We start from the raw sequence: 15,495 nt of genomic DNA on the forward strand, positions 1-15,495 counted from the left end.
CTCATGCGCCGGAGCCTACGTGGCTCCGCCGCCATGTTCGAGACCTCCCCGCCCCCGGACCCCGACGGCCCCTGGCGCCCCCGCGCCCAGCCCGCCCGGCACGCGGCCCACCGACCCGCGCCAGCGCCCGGAACCGGCCCGACCTGCGGCCCACCGCGGCGCTCCCGCGGTGAGCAGGACCCGTATCGACAGCCACCGGCGGGCCCCCGCCACCCGTCCGGCGGCAGCCATGCCCGGCAGGGCGGCAGGGCGGCAGGGCGGCAGGCAGCAGCCGTACGGCCGCCAGGCAGGCGGGGAGGTAGGGACAAACCGAAAAACCCCCGGAGGGACTGTTCAGGGAAGCAGCTCGACCTGGATCTCGACCTCCACCGGGGCGTCGAGCGGCAGTACCGCCACGCCCACCGCGCTGCGCGCGTGCACACCCTTGTCGCCCAGCACCTCGCCGAGCAGCTCGCTCGCTCCGTTGACGACACCGGGCTGTCCGGTGAAGGCAGGGTCGGAGGCGACGAAGCCGACGACCTTGACGACCCGGGCGATCCGGTCGAGGTCACCGGCAACGGACTTGACCGCGGCCAGCGCGTTGAGTGCGCACACCCGGGCGAGCTCCTTCGCCTGTTCGGCCGTGACGTCGGCACCGACCTTGCCGGTGGCCGGCAGCTTGCCGTCCACCATGGGCAGCTGCCCCGAGGTGAAGACGTGATCGCCCGACCGTACGGCCGGCTGGTAGGCCGCCAGCGGCGGCACCACCTCGGGCAGGGTCAGGCCCAGCTCGGCGAGCCGGGCCTCGACAGTCCCGCTCACGCCTTCTCCCGCTTCAGGTACGCCACCAGCTGCTCGGAGTTCGGCCCGGGCACGACCTGGACCAGCTCCCAGCCGTCCTCGCCCCAGGTGTCCAGGATCTGCTTCGTCGCGTGCACGAGCAGCGGCACGGTCGCGTATTCCCACTTCTTTGCCATGCCGCGACTTTATCGCCTCGCCGGGACCCAAGGCGTGGGCCGCCCCGCCAGTGGTTAGGCTCGCAAGGTGAGCGCTCAACAGTCATCTGCCATCAGGCTCCACATCGTGACCGGCAAGGGCGGTACGGGCAAGACCACGGTCGCCGCCTCGCTGGCGCTCGCCCTCGCGGCGGAGGGCCGGCGCGTCCTGCTGGTGGAGGTCGAGGAGCGCCAGGGGATCGCCCAGCTCTTCGAGACCGAGGCCCTGCCCTACGAGGAACGCAGGATCGCTTCGGCGTCCGGCGGCGGCGAGGTCCACGCGCTCGCCATCGACGCCGAGCTGGCGATGCTGGACTACCTGGACATGTTCTACAAGCTCGGCCGGGCCGGCCGCGCTCTGAAGAAGCTGGGCGCGATCGACTTCGCCACGACCGTCGCGCCCGGCATCCGGGACGTCCTGCTCACCGGAAAGATGTGCGAGGCGGTCCGCCGCAAGGACAAGGCGGGCTGGCCGGTCTACGACGCGGTCGTGCTCGACGCCCCGCCCACCGGCCGCATCACCCGCTTCCTCAACGTCAACGACGAGGTCGCCGGGCTGGCCAGGATGGGCCCGATACACAACCAGGCGCAGGCCGTGATGCGGGTGCTGAAGTCCCCGCAGACCGCGATCCACCTGGTGACCCTGCTGGAGGAGATGCCGGTCCAGGAGACCATGGACGGCGTCGCGGAGCTGCGTGCCGCCGGGCTGCCGGTGGGCGCGGTGATCGTCAACATGGTCCGGCCGGTCCTGCTGGGCGACGGCGACCTCGCCAAGGCCGCCGCCGACCGCAGCGCGGTGGCCGTCGGCAAGCGGCGCACCGCGGTGGCCAAGGCGCTGTCGCAGGCCGGCCTCGGCGGTGCCCGCCGCGGCGGGGTCGCGGAGCGGCTGGTCGACCCGCTGCTCGCGCAGGCCCACGAGCACGCGCAGCGGGTGGTCCTGGAGCGGGAGCAGCGGGCCGAGATCGCCGCGCTCGGCCTCCCGGTGCGGGAGCTGGACCTGCTCAGCGACGGCGTGGACCTGGGCGGCCTCTACCGGCTGGCCGACAGCCTGCGCAAGCAGGCGGTGCCGGGCGTCACGACCGCGGGCGCACCGGACGCGGACGACCTGGCGGAGGAGCCGGCGCCCGACCTGGCGGAGGAAGCGGCGCACGGCTCGGTGGACGAGGAAGCGGACGAGGAAGCGGACGAAGCGGCGGACGAAGCATGAAGCGAGTGGTGACATGAGCCTGGAGAGCCCCGTACTGGAGATCGACCCGCTGCTCGACGACCCGAAGACCCGGATCATCGTCTGCTGCGGCTCCGGCGGCGTCGGCAAGACCACGACCGCCGCCGCCCTCGGCGTACGCGCCGCCGAGCGCGGCCGCACGGCGGTCGTGCTGACCATCGACCCGGCCCGCAGGCTCGCCCAGTCCATGGGTCTGAGCGAGTTGGACAACACGCCGCGCGAGGTGGCTGGAATCGATCGGTCGGCCGGCGGCTCGCTGCACGCGATGATGCTGGACATGAAACGGACGTTCGACGAGGTCGTCGTCCAGCACTCCGACTCGGAGCGGGCCAGGGCGATCCTGGAGAACCCCTTCTACCAGTCGCTGTCGGCCGGTTTCGCCGGCACGCAGGAGTACATGGCGATGGAGAAGCTGGGCCAGCTGCGCGCCCAGGACGCCTGGGACCTGATCATCGTGGACACCCCGCCGAGCCGCAGCGCGCTGGACTTCCTGGACGCACCCAAGCGCCTCGGGTCCTTCCTCGACGGCCGCTTCATCAAGCTGCTGATGGCCCCGGCGAAGGTCGGCGGCCGGGCCGGGGTGAAGTTCCTGAACATCGGGATGTCGATGATGACCGGCACCCTCAGCAAGGTGATGGGCGCGGGGCTCCTGCGGGACGTGCAGACCTTCGTGGCGGCCATGGACACGATGTTCGGCGGCTTCCGCACCCGGGCCGACGCCACCTACCGGCTGCTCCAGGCGCCGGGCACCGCCTTCCTCGTGGTCGCCGCACCGGAGCGGGACGCGCTGCGGGAGGCGGCGTACTTCGTGGAGCGGCTGGCCGACGAGGACATGCCGCTGGCCGGCCTCGTACTCAACCGGGTGCACGGCAGCGGGGCGGCCCAGCTGACCGCGGAGCGCGCGCTGGCGGCGGCGGAGGCGCTGGAGGACCACGCGGCCGAGAGCGCGGAGGCCGCGGAACAGGCGGCGCAGGCTGCGGAACAGGACCCGCAGGCCACGGGCACCGAGGACGCGCAGGCGGGGGGCACCGAGGACGCGGCCGGGAAGCGCGCGGGCGGCGGCCCGAAACAGCCCGCGGCAGAAAATCTTGCCGACGGCGGCATTGTGGATCACGGTGCCGGGCATGCTGACTCCCGGCAGGACCGACCGGACGGTATCGACGAAGGCGACGGTATCGGCGGTACGGAGCGGCTCGCCGCCGGACTGCTGCGCCTCCATGCGGAACGCATGCAGGTGGTCGCGCGTGAACGACGCACCCGCGACCGCTTCGTGTCGGTACACCCGGAGGTGCCCATGGTGGATGTCACCGCCCTGCCGGGCGACGTGCACGACCTGGAGGGTTTGCGGGCGATCGGACAGGAACTCGCGGAAGGTCAGCCCGCCGCGGCGTAGTCGTCCTCGTCACCGAGTGGCAGCAGACCGGTGCTGCGCTCGTATTCGGTGCGGGCGGTCTCCAGCAGCCTGCGCCAGGACGTCACCATCGGGCGGCGCCGAAGCAGTGCCCGGCGCTCCCGCTCGGTCATTCCCCCCCCACACCCCGAACTCCACCCGGTTGTCGAGCGCGTCGGCCAGGCACTCGGTGCGGACCGGGCAACCGGTGCACACCGCCTTCGCCCGGTTCTGCGCCGCACCCTGGACGAAGAGTTCATCCGGATCCGTCGTCCTGCACGCGGCCTGCGTGCTCCAGTCGGTTACCCAGCTGCTCATGCTGGCGCCGTCCTCTCCCGAATCGAGGCTCCCCCACGGCGGCAACCGGCATATTCACCGGTGCCAGTTGGGACGTTACGGAAGGTAGGCGCGACGCAACAGCCCTTTCAGGCCCAATCTTGCATGGCCCGAATGGACTATGCGTGCCCACCGGATCACCCAACGGAGTGACTGCCGGTCGTATCGGAACTATGGGGCGATACGGTCACGTATCACCCGCCTGGAGGGCCAAGACCTCCGGCATATACCGAAATTCGGGCACTTCTCATCACTCACAAGAGTGACGACGGGGGACAGTGATGCGCCGACGTTCGCATCCTGTCTGTTACACACTAGGCGAACACCTGGGCGTACGTCCGGGGAATCGCCACGTAGGCTGCCTCCATGGCTCACAAGCGTTCGGGCGGGGGGCTCACGACGGCCCAGCAGGCCGCCAAGTTCCTCGGCGTCAGCGTCCTGGCCGGCGCGGTCCTGGCAGGAATAGCCCTGCCGGCCGCCGGTGCACTCGGCCTGTCCGCGAAGGGTACGGCGGCAGGCTTCGACGACCTGCCGGGAGAACTCAAAACTCCACCCCTCAGCCAGGCGTCCAAGATCCTCGACGCCAACGGCGGGCTGATCGCCACCGTCTACTCGCGCGACCGCACCGTCGTCCCGATCACCGCGATGAGCCCGAACATCCTCAAGGCCCTCGTCGACATCGAGGACTCGCGCTACTACGAGCACGGCGCCCTCGACCTCAAGGGCATCCTGCGGGCGCTGAGCAACAACGCCTCGGACGGCGGCACCCAGGGCGCCTCGACGCTGACCCAGCAGTACGTCAAGAACGTCTTCGTCGAGGAGGCGGGCGACGACGCCACCAAGGTCGCCCAGGCCACCCAGCAGACCGTCGGCCGCAAGATCAAGGAGATGAAGTACGCGATCCAGGTCGAGAAGGAGCTCGGCAAGAAGAAGATCCTGGAGAACTACCTCAACATCACCTTCTTCGGCGAGCAGGCCTACGGCATCGAAGCCGCCTCGCAGCGCTACTTCAGCACCACCGCCAAGAAGCTCACCCTGACCCAGGCCGCGCTGCTGGCCGGCATGGTGCAGTCGCCGAGCCGCTACGACCCGGTCAGCAACGAGCAGACCGCCCTCGCCCGCCGCAACACGGTGCTGGCGCGCATGGCCCAGCTCAAGGACATCACCCCGGCGCAGGCGGCGGCCGCGCAGAAGGCCCCGCTCGGCCTCAAGGTCAGCTCGCCGAAGAACGGCTGCATCACCGCCGTCAACGGCGCCGGCTTCTTCTGCGACTACGTCCGCGAGACCTTCCTGCAGAACGCGGTCTTCGGCAAGACCAAGACCGCCCGGCAGAGGGCGTGGGACATAGGCGGTCTCACGATCAAGACCACGCTCGACCCGAAGGCCCAGGCCTCGCTCCTCAAGGGCCTCAGCGAGCACGTCTACTCGACCGACAAGTTCGTCGCCGCCGACACCATGGTGCAGCCGGGCACCGGCAAGATCGTCGCGATGGGCCAGAGCAAGCCGTATGGCTTCGGCAAGAACCAGACCCAGCTCAACCTGTCCGTCGACCGGAACATGGGCAACAGCGGCGGCTTCCAGAACGGCTCGACCTTCAAGCCGATCACCGCGGCCGCGGCCCTCGAGCAGGGCTTCAAGCCGGACCAGGCCTACCCGTCGCCGTACAAGATGCCGACCTACCCCGATGTCACCAACTGCAGCGGCCAGACACTGCACTACAAGGACGTCGGCACGCAGAACGAGATGCCCAGCGAAGTCGGCCCCTACGCCATGCCGGACGCGCTCAAGCACTCCATCAACACGTACTTCGTCGCGCTGGAGGCGGACGTCGGCCTGTGCCCGATCGTCAACATGGCCTCCAAACTCGGCTTCGGCCGGGCCGACGGCAAGCCGCTGATACAGAGCGCCTCGCTCACCCTGGGCGTCAACGAGGTGTCGCCGCTCACCGTCGCGGCGGCCTACGCGGCCTTCGCCAACCGGGGCGTCTACTGCACGCCGATCGTCCTCGAGGCGGTCACGGGACCGAACGGCAAGAAGCTGCCGGTGCCGAAGAGCATCTGCAGCCGGGCCATGTCGACGAACACCGCCGATACCCTGAACAGCATGCTCAAGGGCGTCGTCGACGACGGCACCGGCACCGCGGCCGACCTGCCCGGCCGCGACACCGCAGGCAAGACCGGTACGACCGACGACCGCAAGGACGCCTGGTTCGCCGGCTACACCCCGCAGCTGGCCTCCGCCGTCTGGCTGGGCGACCCGTTCGGCCAGGGGGTCAAGGGCCACCGGCTGTCGATGTTCTACGGCGCGGACGACAACGGCGGCCACGACGGCACCGGTGGGATAAAGGTCAAGATCGGCCCGAAGACCTTCGACAAGGTCGAGGGTGCCACCGGCCCCGCGCCCATCTGGAAGGACGCGATGTCCGGCGCCCTGAAGGGCACGGACAAGGAACACTTCATCACCGTGCCGCTCCCCGACTCGCCCCCCAAGGACAACCAGCCGCCGGCCGACGGTACCCAGCCCCCGGACGACGGCAAGGGCCACGGCCCCGGAGGTGCCACGACCATGGGCGCCACCAATGGCGGGCCCAACCCCTTCCCGACCTTCACGATCCCGCCCGGTATGACCACGGGCGGCGGCACGGCGGGAGCCGCGGGCGGCGGCAACGGCCGGGCCGGCGGCACCACGGGCGGCGGGCCGTGAGCCGGGCGCGGGCCGTGAGCCGGCTGCGGGCTTGGCTGCGGGGTTGACCGTGGGCTTGGCCGTCTGTCGGCGGTGAGCATGTAAGGGGCGCCCTCCTCCCTGGAGGGCGCCCCTTACGCGTGGGGTGGCGGGCGGCGGGGGTGCGGGTCGCCGGGGTGGGCGGAGGTGCGGGTACGGGCCGGCGTGCCGCGCCCGCGGGGGAACGGGTCGCCCGGGTGGGCGGGGGCGCGGGTGCGCCTGGCGGGAGGGTGCAGAGGTGCGGGTACGGGCCCGCGTGCCGCACCCCCGGGGGAACGGTTCGCCCGGCGGCGGCGGCGCGGAGCCGCGGAGGGCGGTGAGCACGTCCGGCGGGCGGACGTGCCGGGCCCTGCGACGAGCGCGTAGGCGTACCGCGGCGCCTCCGACGTACGGCGTACCGCACAGCCCCTCACACGTACGGGCTACCGCCCTGCGCCGCCCCGCTCGGGGCGGGTCGGGGCGGGGCGGCTCTGCTCGGGGCGACTCGAGTCAGGTCGGATCTGGTCTGCTCGGGTCGAGTCGGGTCGTCAGCCGGCGAGCTGACGCTTGACCTCGGCAGCGACACGGCCGCCCTCCGCGCGCTTGGCGACCTTGGGGTTCACCAGCTTCATGACGGCGCCCATGCCCTTCGGCCCCGTGGCGCCGGACTCCGCGACGGCCTCGCGGACGATCGCGGCGATCTCCTCGTCGGAGAGCTGCTGCGGCAGATACCCGGCCAGCACCTCGCCCTCGGCCCGCTCCCGCTCCGCCGACTCGGCCCGGCCGCCCTGCTCGAACGCCTCGGCCGCCTCGCGCCGCTTCTTCGCCTCCCGGGTGATCACCGTCAGGACCTCGTCGTCGGAGAGCTGCCGGGCCGTGGTGCCGGCGACCTCCTCCTTGGTGATGGCGGTCAGCGTGAGCCGGAGCGTGGCGGAACGCAGTTCGTCACGGCCCTTGATCGCCGTGGTCAGGTCGTCCTTGAGTCGCTGCTTGAGCGTCGTGGTCATGCCCCGATTTTCGCACCACGGCGGCGCGGTCGCCCCGCATTAACCCCGCGGCCCGCACCGGGGCGCCCGCCCGTCCCGTCACCGGCCCCGACTCTGACACGATGGAGGCATGCGCGCGCGATACGGACTACCTCTCGGTGTGACGGCGGCAGGCGCGGCCTGCGTGGCATACGCGGCCGGTTACGAGGCGAGGTCCTACCGGCTGCGCCGGGTGGGCATCCCGGTGCTGCCCCCCGGACTGCGGCCGATCCGTATCCTCCAGCTCTCCGACATCCACATGGTCTCGGGCCAGCACAAGAAGCGCCGCTGGCTCCAGTCACTGGCGGGCCTGCGCCCCGACCTGGTGGTGAACACCGGCGACAACCTGTCCGACCCCACCGCGGTCCCTGAAGTCCTCGACGCGCTGGGCCCGTTGCTGCGCTTCCCCGGCACGTACGTCTTCGGCTCCAACGACTACTACGGGCCCAAATTCCGCAACCCGGGCCGCTACCTCGTCGAGAAGGCCCGCGGCCAGCACGGCCTGAACGGCAAGAACGGCAGCGCCCACGGCGTGATCCGCAACCCCTGGGGCGACCTGCGCGACGCCTTCGACGCAGCCGGCTGGGTCGGCCTGAGCAACACCCGCGGCCGCCTCAAGCTCGACCACGGCCCCGTCCTCGGCCTGACCGGCCTCGACGACCCGCACATCAAGCGTGACCGCTACAGCGCGGTCACCGGCGGCCCCGACCCGGACACCGACTTCAACCTGGCCCTGGTCCACGCCCCCTACCTGCGCGTTCTCGACGCCTTCACCGCCGACCGCTACCCGCTGATCCTGGCCGGCCACACCCACGGCGGCCAGCTCTGCATCCCGTTCTACGGCGCCCTGGTCACGAACTGCGACCTCGACACCGACCGCGTGAAGGGCCTCTCGACCCACACCGCCACCGGTTCCACCTCCTACCTCCACGTCTCCGCAGGCTGCGGCACCAACCGCTACACCCCCCTCCGCTTCGCCTGCCCCCCCGAGGCAACCCTCCTGACCCTGACCCCCGCCTAAACCGGATTTCGCCTCCGGCCCCCGGTCCGCTAAAGTAAACCCCGTTGCACCGGGGTGTGGCGCAGCTTGGTAGCGCGCTTCGTTCGGGACGAAGAGGCCGTGGGTTCAAATCCCGCCACCCCGACTCCAAAGCAGCAGGTCAGGGCCTTGATCCTCTAGGGGATCAAGGCCCTGATTCGTTCCCGGAGGCGTCTTGGGAGCCATTTGGGAGCCAACCTCGACATCCGGCTCCCGGGCGGGCGCGGCCCGACTCGACGGAACGCCTGAGACGGCCTGGCCCACGGCGCTCACGGATTCGTTGCTGGCCCGGGGGAAGCCCGCACGGGAAAGAGTCAGAAGCAGCCGCCGCACGGGGCGCGAGGGCTTCTGCCGCTAGCGCTCAAGATCTGACCGAGGTCAGCCCGGTTCCGCCGGGACCGCCCGGTCCTCCAGAGGAGGCCGAGCGCCAGCAGAGCATTGGCCGCGGGACTGACACCCAAGATCCAGTCTCGAAGTCGGCCAGACCGTTCCGGCCGCCGTCGGCTTTGGCGGTCTCAGTTGCTCGTCCTGACCCCGATCAGACCTCTTTGGCTGGTGGAGACCGCCGCTACTGGCTTGCTCGGTCGACAAGAGGCTCGGTGCTGACGCTCATGCCGGTCTCGATCGGAAGGCTTCCGCATCCTGCGGCTGCCTACCCCGCCCAGAGCGAATCGTCGGGGCCGGGCTTCCCCGTCATCCGATCCAACGCGGCGCCATCGCGCGCAAGCTGCCGTCGAGCAGCATTGATGAAGGCACCTTGGGCTTCGAGCACAGGCTGTTGGAGGTCCATCCAGGTCTCGTCCACCCGAAGCCCCGCCGGATGGCTGTGTGCATCCGCCATATCTGCTCATCTAGCGCGAGAGCGGCGTCCACAATGCCGGGGTCGGCCACGAGATTGATCATGTTCAGTGCTTGATTCCACGGCCGCCAGTCCAGCGCCGTCGGGACAACCACGCCCTGCGGCACGCTGGCCGGCCTCGCACGCTCCATCTCAACCAGGCCCATGAACACCTGTGACGACTCCTCCAGGAGTCGCACACAAGCCCGCGCCACCTGATCTCTGGTCCAGTGCTGGTCCTGCGACCGCTCGCCGACCGCAGCACCCGCCACCACCCCCACCAAAGTCGTGACGACAGCCCCGGCGGATGCTGCCACCGAGCCCCATAAGGCAGACAACTTCGGCTCCTACGCTCTGTGCCGGACGAGGAGTCGCCGCTCGTGGCGCGCGACATCGACGAGTGTCGTGTCGGCGACGAGAATCCAGTGCCGCCAGTAGGCGGCTCCGCCATGGTTCTCGCCGAGGCATGAGCAGGTGCAGTCATCGCCGGCTGCGTCCTGGCAGCGGGTGTCGCAGCGCTCCGTGGTGGCGAACTGCAAGATCACCTCTACCTCGCCGAAGCGTTCCGCCATGGCGTCGACGATGGTCCGCAGGTGTGGCCGGGCGATCTCCCACCGTCTAGGGATGGCGTCCCGGTTCCACTCGGGGCGTACCCTCGCACCCAGCTCTTCCAAGATCCAGTGCCGGTTGGAGCCGTTCTCGTAGGGCATCCACACCCACAGACGCTGCTCGCCAATGTTCCGGCGCACCCACGGTCGACCACCCATCTGAACACCCCCATGACCAGAGTCATGCAGGTGATGCCGATAACGCCAGAGCGCAAAGGAGTCATGGTCTTGGCCGTGTCCGACGGGTCGTGCAATTGCGGGCGTCAACACAGCGTGCGGCGATGACGTGCGGGTGTCCTAAGAAGATCTCAGCCAGGAGCCGGCAAGCCGTACTCGACCAGGCCTGCTACTCACTGGCTTCCTAGAGAAGCTGCAGGTCGTCCAGCAGGTCCAGTGGATGCTTCTGCCTTGGTGGCCACGAGTGTGGCCTGGTATCGCCCTGAGTACATCCACCTGAACGTTGGATGGCTGGAACTCCAGCAGGCGACCGACGTCTTCGCCATCAACCCGCCTCGCCTGATGTGTCCGGAACTGCCAGCGCGGTGGTGTCCTCAGTTGAGTCCTCGCATCGCTCCGCATCATCGAGTCCGACACCGAGCATGCGGGTTACGAGAACCGCGTTCAGGTAGGGCGAGGCCGACTCGATCAGCCGCTTGATCTCCGTCCTCTCTGGAGACTCCTTCACCTCGATGAACAGAAAACCGTCCCGCCCTCGGGCAACGAAGTCCGGCTGCCTATCCAGAGTCAGCCTGGTCTTTCCGGTGCGTGTTTGGCCTACGACCGTCTGGGCCAGGTCAGCCACCGCAGCGGAAAAGTCGGCGCGGTCATCGTGGACTGTGCTGCGCGCTGCCGTCACGTCCGGATCGGGCTGCGTTACTGCGGATTCGGGAGAGGCACCCCTGTTCGTAGCCTGCTTCACGAGCTTGGTCGCCCGGGTGACGTCCTCCGTCGCCGCGGTGAGTTCTTTCGTCGCGTCCTCCACTCGCTGAAGCGCGGCCGCGAGCATCGCGACCGCCTTCTCTCTCGGCGCAGGGGGCATGCCTTCCTCTATCGCGTCCATCAGCCGCTGAGCCGTGGACACGACGAACCCGCCCATCCCCAGGGCTGGGTCGACCGGCCCACCGGGCACGCTCTCGTCCAACGACGATTCCGGCCTATGAGCGGCGAGCATCTCGTACATCTCATCGAACGCGGCGTCGGTAGCGAGTTCGACGCGCATCGGAACGATCTGGAAGGAGTAGTTCTGCCCGGTATCGCCATTAGCCGCTCGGCGGCCTTCAACAAACCGCCGGGGCGATTTGGGCTCCCCTTGGGTGTGGGCGTGGCCTGATGCGCTCGCTGCCCTATTCCAACGGTCGATCCACTCGCCATGCAGCACGATCCGCTGCCCGGTGTCCAGGTCGCGGGCCTGAGCGACGGCGTTCACGATCTTGCGAACGGTCTGGAACGTCGGTAGGCGCTGTCCGCTGAGAGCGTGCATGAGGGTGGAGCGCCCCACATCTCCATGGCGGACGAGCGCGCTGATCGGCCCTTCGCCCACCGCGTCAGCGACCATTTCCCGCAGGGCGGAGGCAAACCCAGCGACGGCAGGGTCTGCTTCGTCGGGGATGGGCTTCATCGGTCGTCCAGCCATCACGAACCCTCCTCCACCAGCACCGCTACTTGTCTCGCATTGTCCATGGTAATTTCCATGATGCGAGACTTTGTCATCTGCCTCACTTTGACCCGCCTTCGGGAGTCCACGTGCTCACGCTCGCCGCCTCTACTGCCTCCACTGCCTCGTCCTCCGAGGCCGCGTACGTCATGTCCGCGGCGTTCGCCGCGCTCCTGGTGGGAGTGGTCGGCTTCTTCGGCTCGCAGAAGCCGAAGCCAGTGGGGTTGGGATTCGGCTTCTATCCCGCACTGTTCCTCGGCGCGGGCGGCGCGTCGGTCACCTTCTTCGGCGCGATTGAGGTGTTCAGCGCGTTGCACGTGATCTGAACTCTGGCGGAAGCGCCGCACGTTGTCGTAGTCCAGCTCCACGACGGTCCTTGTGGCTTCCGTCCAGTACTGCGCCGCCAGCTGCCACACCTGCCTGCCGGGGCTCACGGCGAGGCCTCCTCATCCAGGACGACCAGCCCGGCGGTCTCTTCAGTACTCGCCATCGGGCTCACGGTGGCCTGGTCGTCGCCAGCTTTGCCCTCGCGGTGCAGGTGTCGACCGAGGGTCTCGGCCAGGGTTTCCAGGGCAGTCTGGATGGCAAGGTGCTGCACGCCGGTCAGCTCCGGGACCGCCCGGTCCGAGTGCAGCAGAGTCCACCCGGCTGGGGCGTCATCCGTGAAACTCGCATGCTCGATGCGGACGGTGGAGCGGTCGCCGTCGGGCCAGTACAGATCGATGGACACACCCCCAGGCAAGGCTTGTCCGTCGTCGAATAGTCCCATTCGACTGCCTAGGGTCTGAGCGGCCAGCCGGTCGCGGGTCGTACTCTCGGCGGCCACGGCGTGCGCGTGGTGCAGGGCTGTGCGCAACCGGGCAGCGAGCTCCTGGGCCAACTCCTCACGCCCGACAGGCCAGTCAGGACTGACGTCCGCATCCGCGGCAAGCAGATCGGCCATCCGCTCCAACGCGACCGAGACCGCCCCCGCCGCCTCGGCGAGTGGGCCGGGGTTTTCGGTGAGCAGCGCCGGCAGGACGACGGTGTTGCTCAGCGCGGCGAGCTCGTGCAAAGCCTGCGCAGTCAACGGAGCGAACCGCCGGAGACGGGAGGCGGCGGCAGTCCTGTCAGTGGGCTCGATGCCGCGGGCGCGAAGGTCAGTGTAGGCGGTGTCACGGGAGACGCCAGCGGCCGTGGCGAGGTCGGTGATGGTGCGTATACCCGACCACCAGGCAGCAGCCATCAGATCAGCACGGTCCTCTGACAGCCGCTCACGGCGGGCGGCCCACCCGCGCAAGGCGGCTAGGGCTGCCCCGGCGCTGTGCTTTGCGTCCTCGTGCGGCGTCACGGAATCTCCTTCGTCGCGGCGCTGTTCCACCCGAACGCCGTCCGGGCCCTCTGCCGGGTCACTCGTCAGAGGCCTAACGTAGCGTCGAATCATTCGACATGTCGAGTCATTCGACACTAGGGGTGGTCTTAGTACCGGGCCCGCGACTCCGCGCGGCGGGTTGCTGCCGAAAGCGGGCTGTATCGGGGCGGATGATGGCGCCCGCCAGCGGCGTCGGCCTGGCGAGTGAAGCCAGAGGACCAACGGTCGGTGATGTGGCCGGAGGTCGCAGGAGGAGATGCCGATGTCGGCGGCCGCTGCAGCGGATAGCCATCGGTGAGCAGGGACCGGGCCACCGCGACCCGCTTGAACCGAACCCCTGCGAGGTAGCGGCTCCCCAGCCGCTATCCCACGCCGTGGTAATCAGCGCCCTCGTGTCAGGCGACGCCCGCCGCGCACCAAGACATACGTGAACAGTTCCGGTGGCTCGTCGTCCGAATTCCGGCTGACTGCAAGGTCCTCGAACAGGGAGCGACCGGTTGCTGCGCCCGCGGCCAACACCGTATTCATGGGGAGCTCATCGGCGATTACGTGGACCAGCGCCCCGTTCTCGGCCGGCACGACGGTTGTGGGAAGACCGAAGAATCCGGCTCCGATCACCCTCCCGAGCACTTCACCACACGTCCCAGAGCCGGGCGCCCAGCGCGGTGTCTGCTGTCGGCGGACCCAGCCAATGGCGGTTCATACTCTGGTGGATCCTGCCAGCCAGAGGCGAGATCAGCCAAGCCGCCCCAAGCCCTGAACTAGGCACTGGCTGTCGAAGGAGGCTGGTGCCACCAGGGCGCTACCCATGGGTGGCACCAGTTCTCTTTGGCGACTCACGCCTGACGGGACGCCTCCCGAACGTGCAGGAGCCGGTTGAGCGTGTCGACCGGTGAGGTCGGATGCAGGCTCAGCCGGGCCTCGAGGGCAGCCTCCCACTGTGCGGTGAGACCGGCCGTAAGCCGCTGGCGCATGCTCGGAGTGACGTGGGCGTACCGTGCCGAGACCGAGCCGTCGAAGTGGCCCATGCGGTCGTCCATGAGGACCTTCTCCGTGCCCAGGTCCTCCATCACCGTCCTGTGGGTGTGCCGCAGACCGTGCGGGGTGAGCCCCTTGGCGATCGGGGCCCAGCAGGTATCGGCTCGGCCCTGGGAGTTGCGTCCCCGTACCGGGATTCCTGGCCAGGGCTCGCCGACGAGTGGCACAGGTCGGGACCCGCCCCTCGCCGGGTACGACCCCGAGACGGCCGGGGCGAACAGCCACGTAGCGAAGCTGCTGCGGCGCCAGTGCGGGGTGTGCCCGACGATGGTGCCGCCACGCACGAAGCCGAGGTCGGCGATGGCCTTCTGCACGCGGGTACGGGTGGCCTCCGTGACCCGCTCCGGGTGGTTGAGGACGTTGGACACGGTGCCGGCGGACGTACTGGCCCGCCGGGCGACGTCGACGAGCTTCGCGCCGTGGTGGCCGCCGGTGCGTGCCGCGCGCTGCCCTCGGAAGACGTACGTCTTGCCGTGGCAGGAGCACGGGGTCGGCTTGGTCCGGGCGATGTGGTCGGCCAGCAGTGCCCTCAGCCAGGGCGGCAGGTCGATGGTGCGGTAGCTGTCGTCCTTGGGCGGGCAGCGCACCATTTCGCCGTCGTCGAGCTGGTACAGCTGCCACTCGACGCGGATGGCGCCGGGGCGCACGAAGCCGGTCTCCAGGCCGACGACTTCGCCCCAGCGCATGCCGGTGAAGGCCATGAGGACCACGGCGACGAACTCGTCGTCACGCCCGGACAGCAGAGCGGCCCGCTCGGCGATGAGCAAGGCGCCGAGCGGATCGGTGATGACCTTCTCCGGCCCGCGGTTGCGGGAGCGGCCGGCGCGCTTGCCCCGCCCGCGCCGTGTCGTGGCCGGGTTCGCTTCGATGAGGCCCTCATCGACGGCGTCGGCCAGGATGAGGTGGAGCACCGCTCGCCAGGTCTTCACGCTGGTGGCGGCGTACAGCGCCTTCTCCTTCTTCTCCCACAGCGCGACGTCGGTACGGAGGATGCCGCCGAGTGCCTTGTCCTCGAAGTCCGGGAGCAGGTGCTCCTCGATGTGGCGCCGGTAGTTCTGCATGGTCGAAGCGGCCAGGTCCTGAACGGCGTACCAGCGGCTGGCGTACTCGCCGAACGTCTCCTGGCCGAGCCCCGGATCGCGCCACTTGCCGCGCCGGAACGCGAACTCCGCCTCGTCCGCAGCCCGTTTTGCTTCCCGCTTGGTCGGGAACTTGACCACCGCACCCGCCGCGTCGACGACGGTGCCGTGCTTGCCTGGCGCGGTCTTGAACCGGCCGCGCCAGTAGCTTCCCCGCTTCTCCGCGAAACCCATGGGT

Annotated in this window: 13 protein-coding genes, 1 tRNA gene and 1 pseudogene; 6 read left to right on the forward strand and 9 right to left on the reverse strand. The window is 69.6% G+C overall.

Translation table 11 applies throughout. The annotated features are described in order from the left end of the window. Positions 1 to 333: 333 nt before the first annotated feature. Both ACGFMP_RS00555 and ACGFMP_RS00560 read right to left on the reverse strand, forming a co-directional pair. Complete coding sequence (locus ACGFMP_RS00555) at positions 334 to 801, reverse strand: RidA family protein (RefSeq protein ID WP_393669397.1); 468 nt, start codon at positions 799 to 801, stop codon at positions 334 to 336. Further along, positions 798 to 956 (reverse strand): hypothetical protein, encoded by a 159-nt coding sequence (locus ACGFMP_RS00560; RefSeq protein WP_393669398.1) that lies wholly within the window; start codon positions 954 to 956, stop codon positions 798 to 800. Before ACGFMP_RS00560 ends, ACGFMP_RS00555 begins: the two co-directional genes overlap by 4 nt. Before the next feature lie 103 nt (positions 957 to 1,059). Between ACGFMP_RS00560 and ACGFMP_RS00565 the strand changes: the two genes are divergently transcribed. After that, positions 1,060 to 2,181 (forward strand): ArsA-related P-loop ATPase, encoded by a 1,122-nt coding sequence (locus ACGFMP_RS00565; protein ID WP_393670278.1) that lies wholly within the window; start codon positions 1,060 to 1,062, stop codon positions 2,179 to 2,181. A gap of 13 nt (positions 2,182 to 2,194) precedes the next feature. Beyond that, on the forward strand, positions 2,195 to 3,592 hold the full coding sequence (locus ACGFMP_RS00570) for an ArsA family ATPase (RefSeq protein WP_393669399.1): 1,398 nt from the start codon (positions 2,195 to 2,197) through the stop codon (positions 3,590 to 3,592). Here the strand turns inward: ACGFMP_RS00570 and ACGFMP_RS00575 are convergent. Further along, positions 3,574 to 3,907: pseudogene (locus tag ACGFMP_RS00575) on the reverse strand (WhiB family transcriptional regulator). The gene ACGFMP_RS00570 and the pseudogene ACGFMP_RS00575 overlap by 19 nt on opposite strands. A 384-nt stretch (positions 3,908 to 4,291) precedes the next feature. Here ACGFMP_RS00575 and ACGFMP_RS00580 point away from each other — a divergent pair. Further along, on the forward strand, positions 4,292 to 6,628 hold the full coding sequence (locus ACGFMP_RS00580; protein ID WP_393669400.1) for a transglycosylase domain-containing protein: 2,337 nt from the start codon (positions 4,292 to 4,294) through the stop codon (positions 6,626 to 6,628). Positions 6,629 to 7,173: 545 nt separating this feature from the next. Here the strand turns inward: ACGFMP_RS00580 and ACGFMP_RS00585 are convergent. Beyond that, positions 7,174 to 7,632, reverse strand: a complete 459-nt coding sequence (locus ACGFMP_RS00585; RefSeq protein ID WP_393669401.1) for a GatB/YqeY domain-containing protein — start codon at positions 7,630 to 7,632, stop codon at positions 7,174 to 7,176. A gap of 109 nt (positions 7,633 to 7,741) precedes the next feature. On the opposite strand from ACGFMP_RS00585, the gene ACGFMP_RS00590 reads away from it, so the two are divergent. Next, on the forward strand, positions 7,742 to 8,671 hold the full coding sequence (locus tag ACGFMP_RS00590; RefSeq protein ID WP_393669402.1) for a metallophosphoesterase: 930 nt from the start codon (positions 7,742 to 7,744) through the stop codon (positions 8,669 to 8,671). 50 nt (positions 8,672 to 8,721) lie between these two features. Next, positions 8,722 to 8,795 (forward strand) — tRNA-Pro (locus ACGFMP_RS00595). A gap of 587 nt (positions 8,796 to 9,382) precedes the next feature. Here the strand turns inward: ACGFMP_RS00595 and ACGFMP_RS00600 are convergent. From ACGFMP_RS00600 to ACGFMP_RS00610, 3 genes are all read right to left on the reverse strand, one after another. Continuing rightward, complete coding sequence (locus ACGFMP_RS00600) at positions 9,383 to 9,844, reverse strand: hypothetical protein (protein ID WP_393669403.1); 462 nt, start codon at positions 9,842 to 9,844, stop codon at positions 9,383 to 9,385. A gap of 30 nt (positions 9,845 to 9,874) precedes the next feature. Continuing rightward, entirely contained in the window at positions 9,875 to 10,276 is a 402-nt protein-coding gene (locus tag ACGFMP_RS00605) for a hypothetical protein (protein ID WP_393669404.1), read from the reverse strand. Positions 10,277 to 10,637: 361 nt separating this feature from the next. Then, positions 10,638 to 11,768 (reverse strand): hypothetical protein, encoded by a 1,131-nt coding sequence (locus ACGFMP_RS00610; protein ID WP_393669405.1) that lies wholly within the window; start codon positions 11,766 to 11,768, stop codon positions 10,638 to 10,640. A 110-nt stretch (positions 11,769 to 11,878) separates the two neighbouring features. Between ACGFMP_RS00610 and ACGFMP_RS00615 the strand changes: the two genes are divergently transcribed. Beyond that, on the forward strand, positions 11,879 to 12,115 hold the full coding sequence (locus ACGFMP_RS00615) for a hypothetical protein (RefSeq protein WP_393669406.1): 237 nt from the start codon (positions 11,879 to 11,881) through the stop codon (positions 12,113 to 12,115). 104 nt (positions 12,116 to 12,219) lie between these two features. Here ACGFMP_RS00615 and ACGFMP_RS00620 read toward each other — a convergent pair whose 3' ends face one another. Further along, positions 12,220 to 13,119 carry a hypothetical protein gene (locus ACGFMP_RS00620; RefSeq protein ID WP_393669407.1) on the reverse strand — a complete coding sequence of 300 codons (900 nt, stop codon included), beginning with the start codon at positions 13,117 to 13,119 and terminating at the stop codon, positions 12,220 to 12,222. An 857-nt stretch (positions 13,120 to 13,976) separates the two neighbouring features. After that, a complete protein-coding gene (locus tag ACGFMP_RS00625) occupies positions 13,977 to 15,491 on the reverse strand; it encodes a tyrosine-type recombinase/integrase (RefSeq protein WP_393669408.1) in 1,515 nt (504 codons plus the stop codon). Between the last annotated feature and the right edge of the window lie 4 nt (positions 15,492 to 15,495).

This window comes from Streptomyces sp. NPDC049040 (assembly GCF_043197715.1).
GTDB lineage: Bacteria > Actinomycetota > Actinomycetes > Streptomycetales > Streptomycetaceae > Actinacidiphila.

Excerpts from the sequence above, each read along its gene's own strand:
- ACGFMP_RS00625 (WP_393669408.1), bottom strand. The coding sequence starts at position 15,491 with ATGGGTTTCGCGGAGAAGCGGGGAAGCTACTGGCGCGGCCGGTTCAAG.
- ACGFMP_RS00570 (WP_393669399.1), top strand. The coding sequence starts at position 2,195 with ATGAGCCTGGAGAGCCCCGTACTGGAGATCGACCCGCTGCTCGACGAC.
- ACGFMP_RS00560 (WP_393669398.1), bottom strand. The coding sequence starts at position 956 with ATGGCAAAGAAGTGGGAATACGCGACCGTGCCGCTGCTCGTGCACGCG.
- ACGFMP_RS00580 (WP_393669400.1), top strand. The coding sequence starts at position 4,292 with ATGGCTCACAAGCGTTCGGGCGGGGGGCTCACGACGGCCCAGCAGGCC.
- ACGFMP_RS00610 (WP_393669405.1), bottom strand. The coding sequence starts at position 11,768 with ATGGCTGGACGACCGATGAAGCCCATCCCCGACGAAGCAGACCCTGCC.
- ACGFMP_RS00585 (WP_393669401.1), bottom strand. The coding sequence starts at position 7,632 with ATGACCACGACGCTCAAGCAGCGACTCAAGGACGACCTGACCACGGCG.
- ACGFMP_RS00590 (WP_393669402.1), top strand. The coding sequence starts at position 7,742 with ATGCGCGCGCGATACGGACTACCTCTCGGTGTGACGGCGGCAGGCGCG.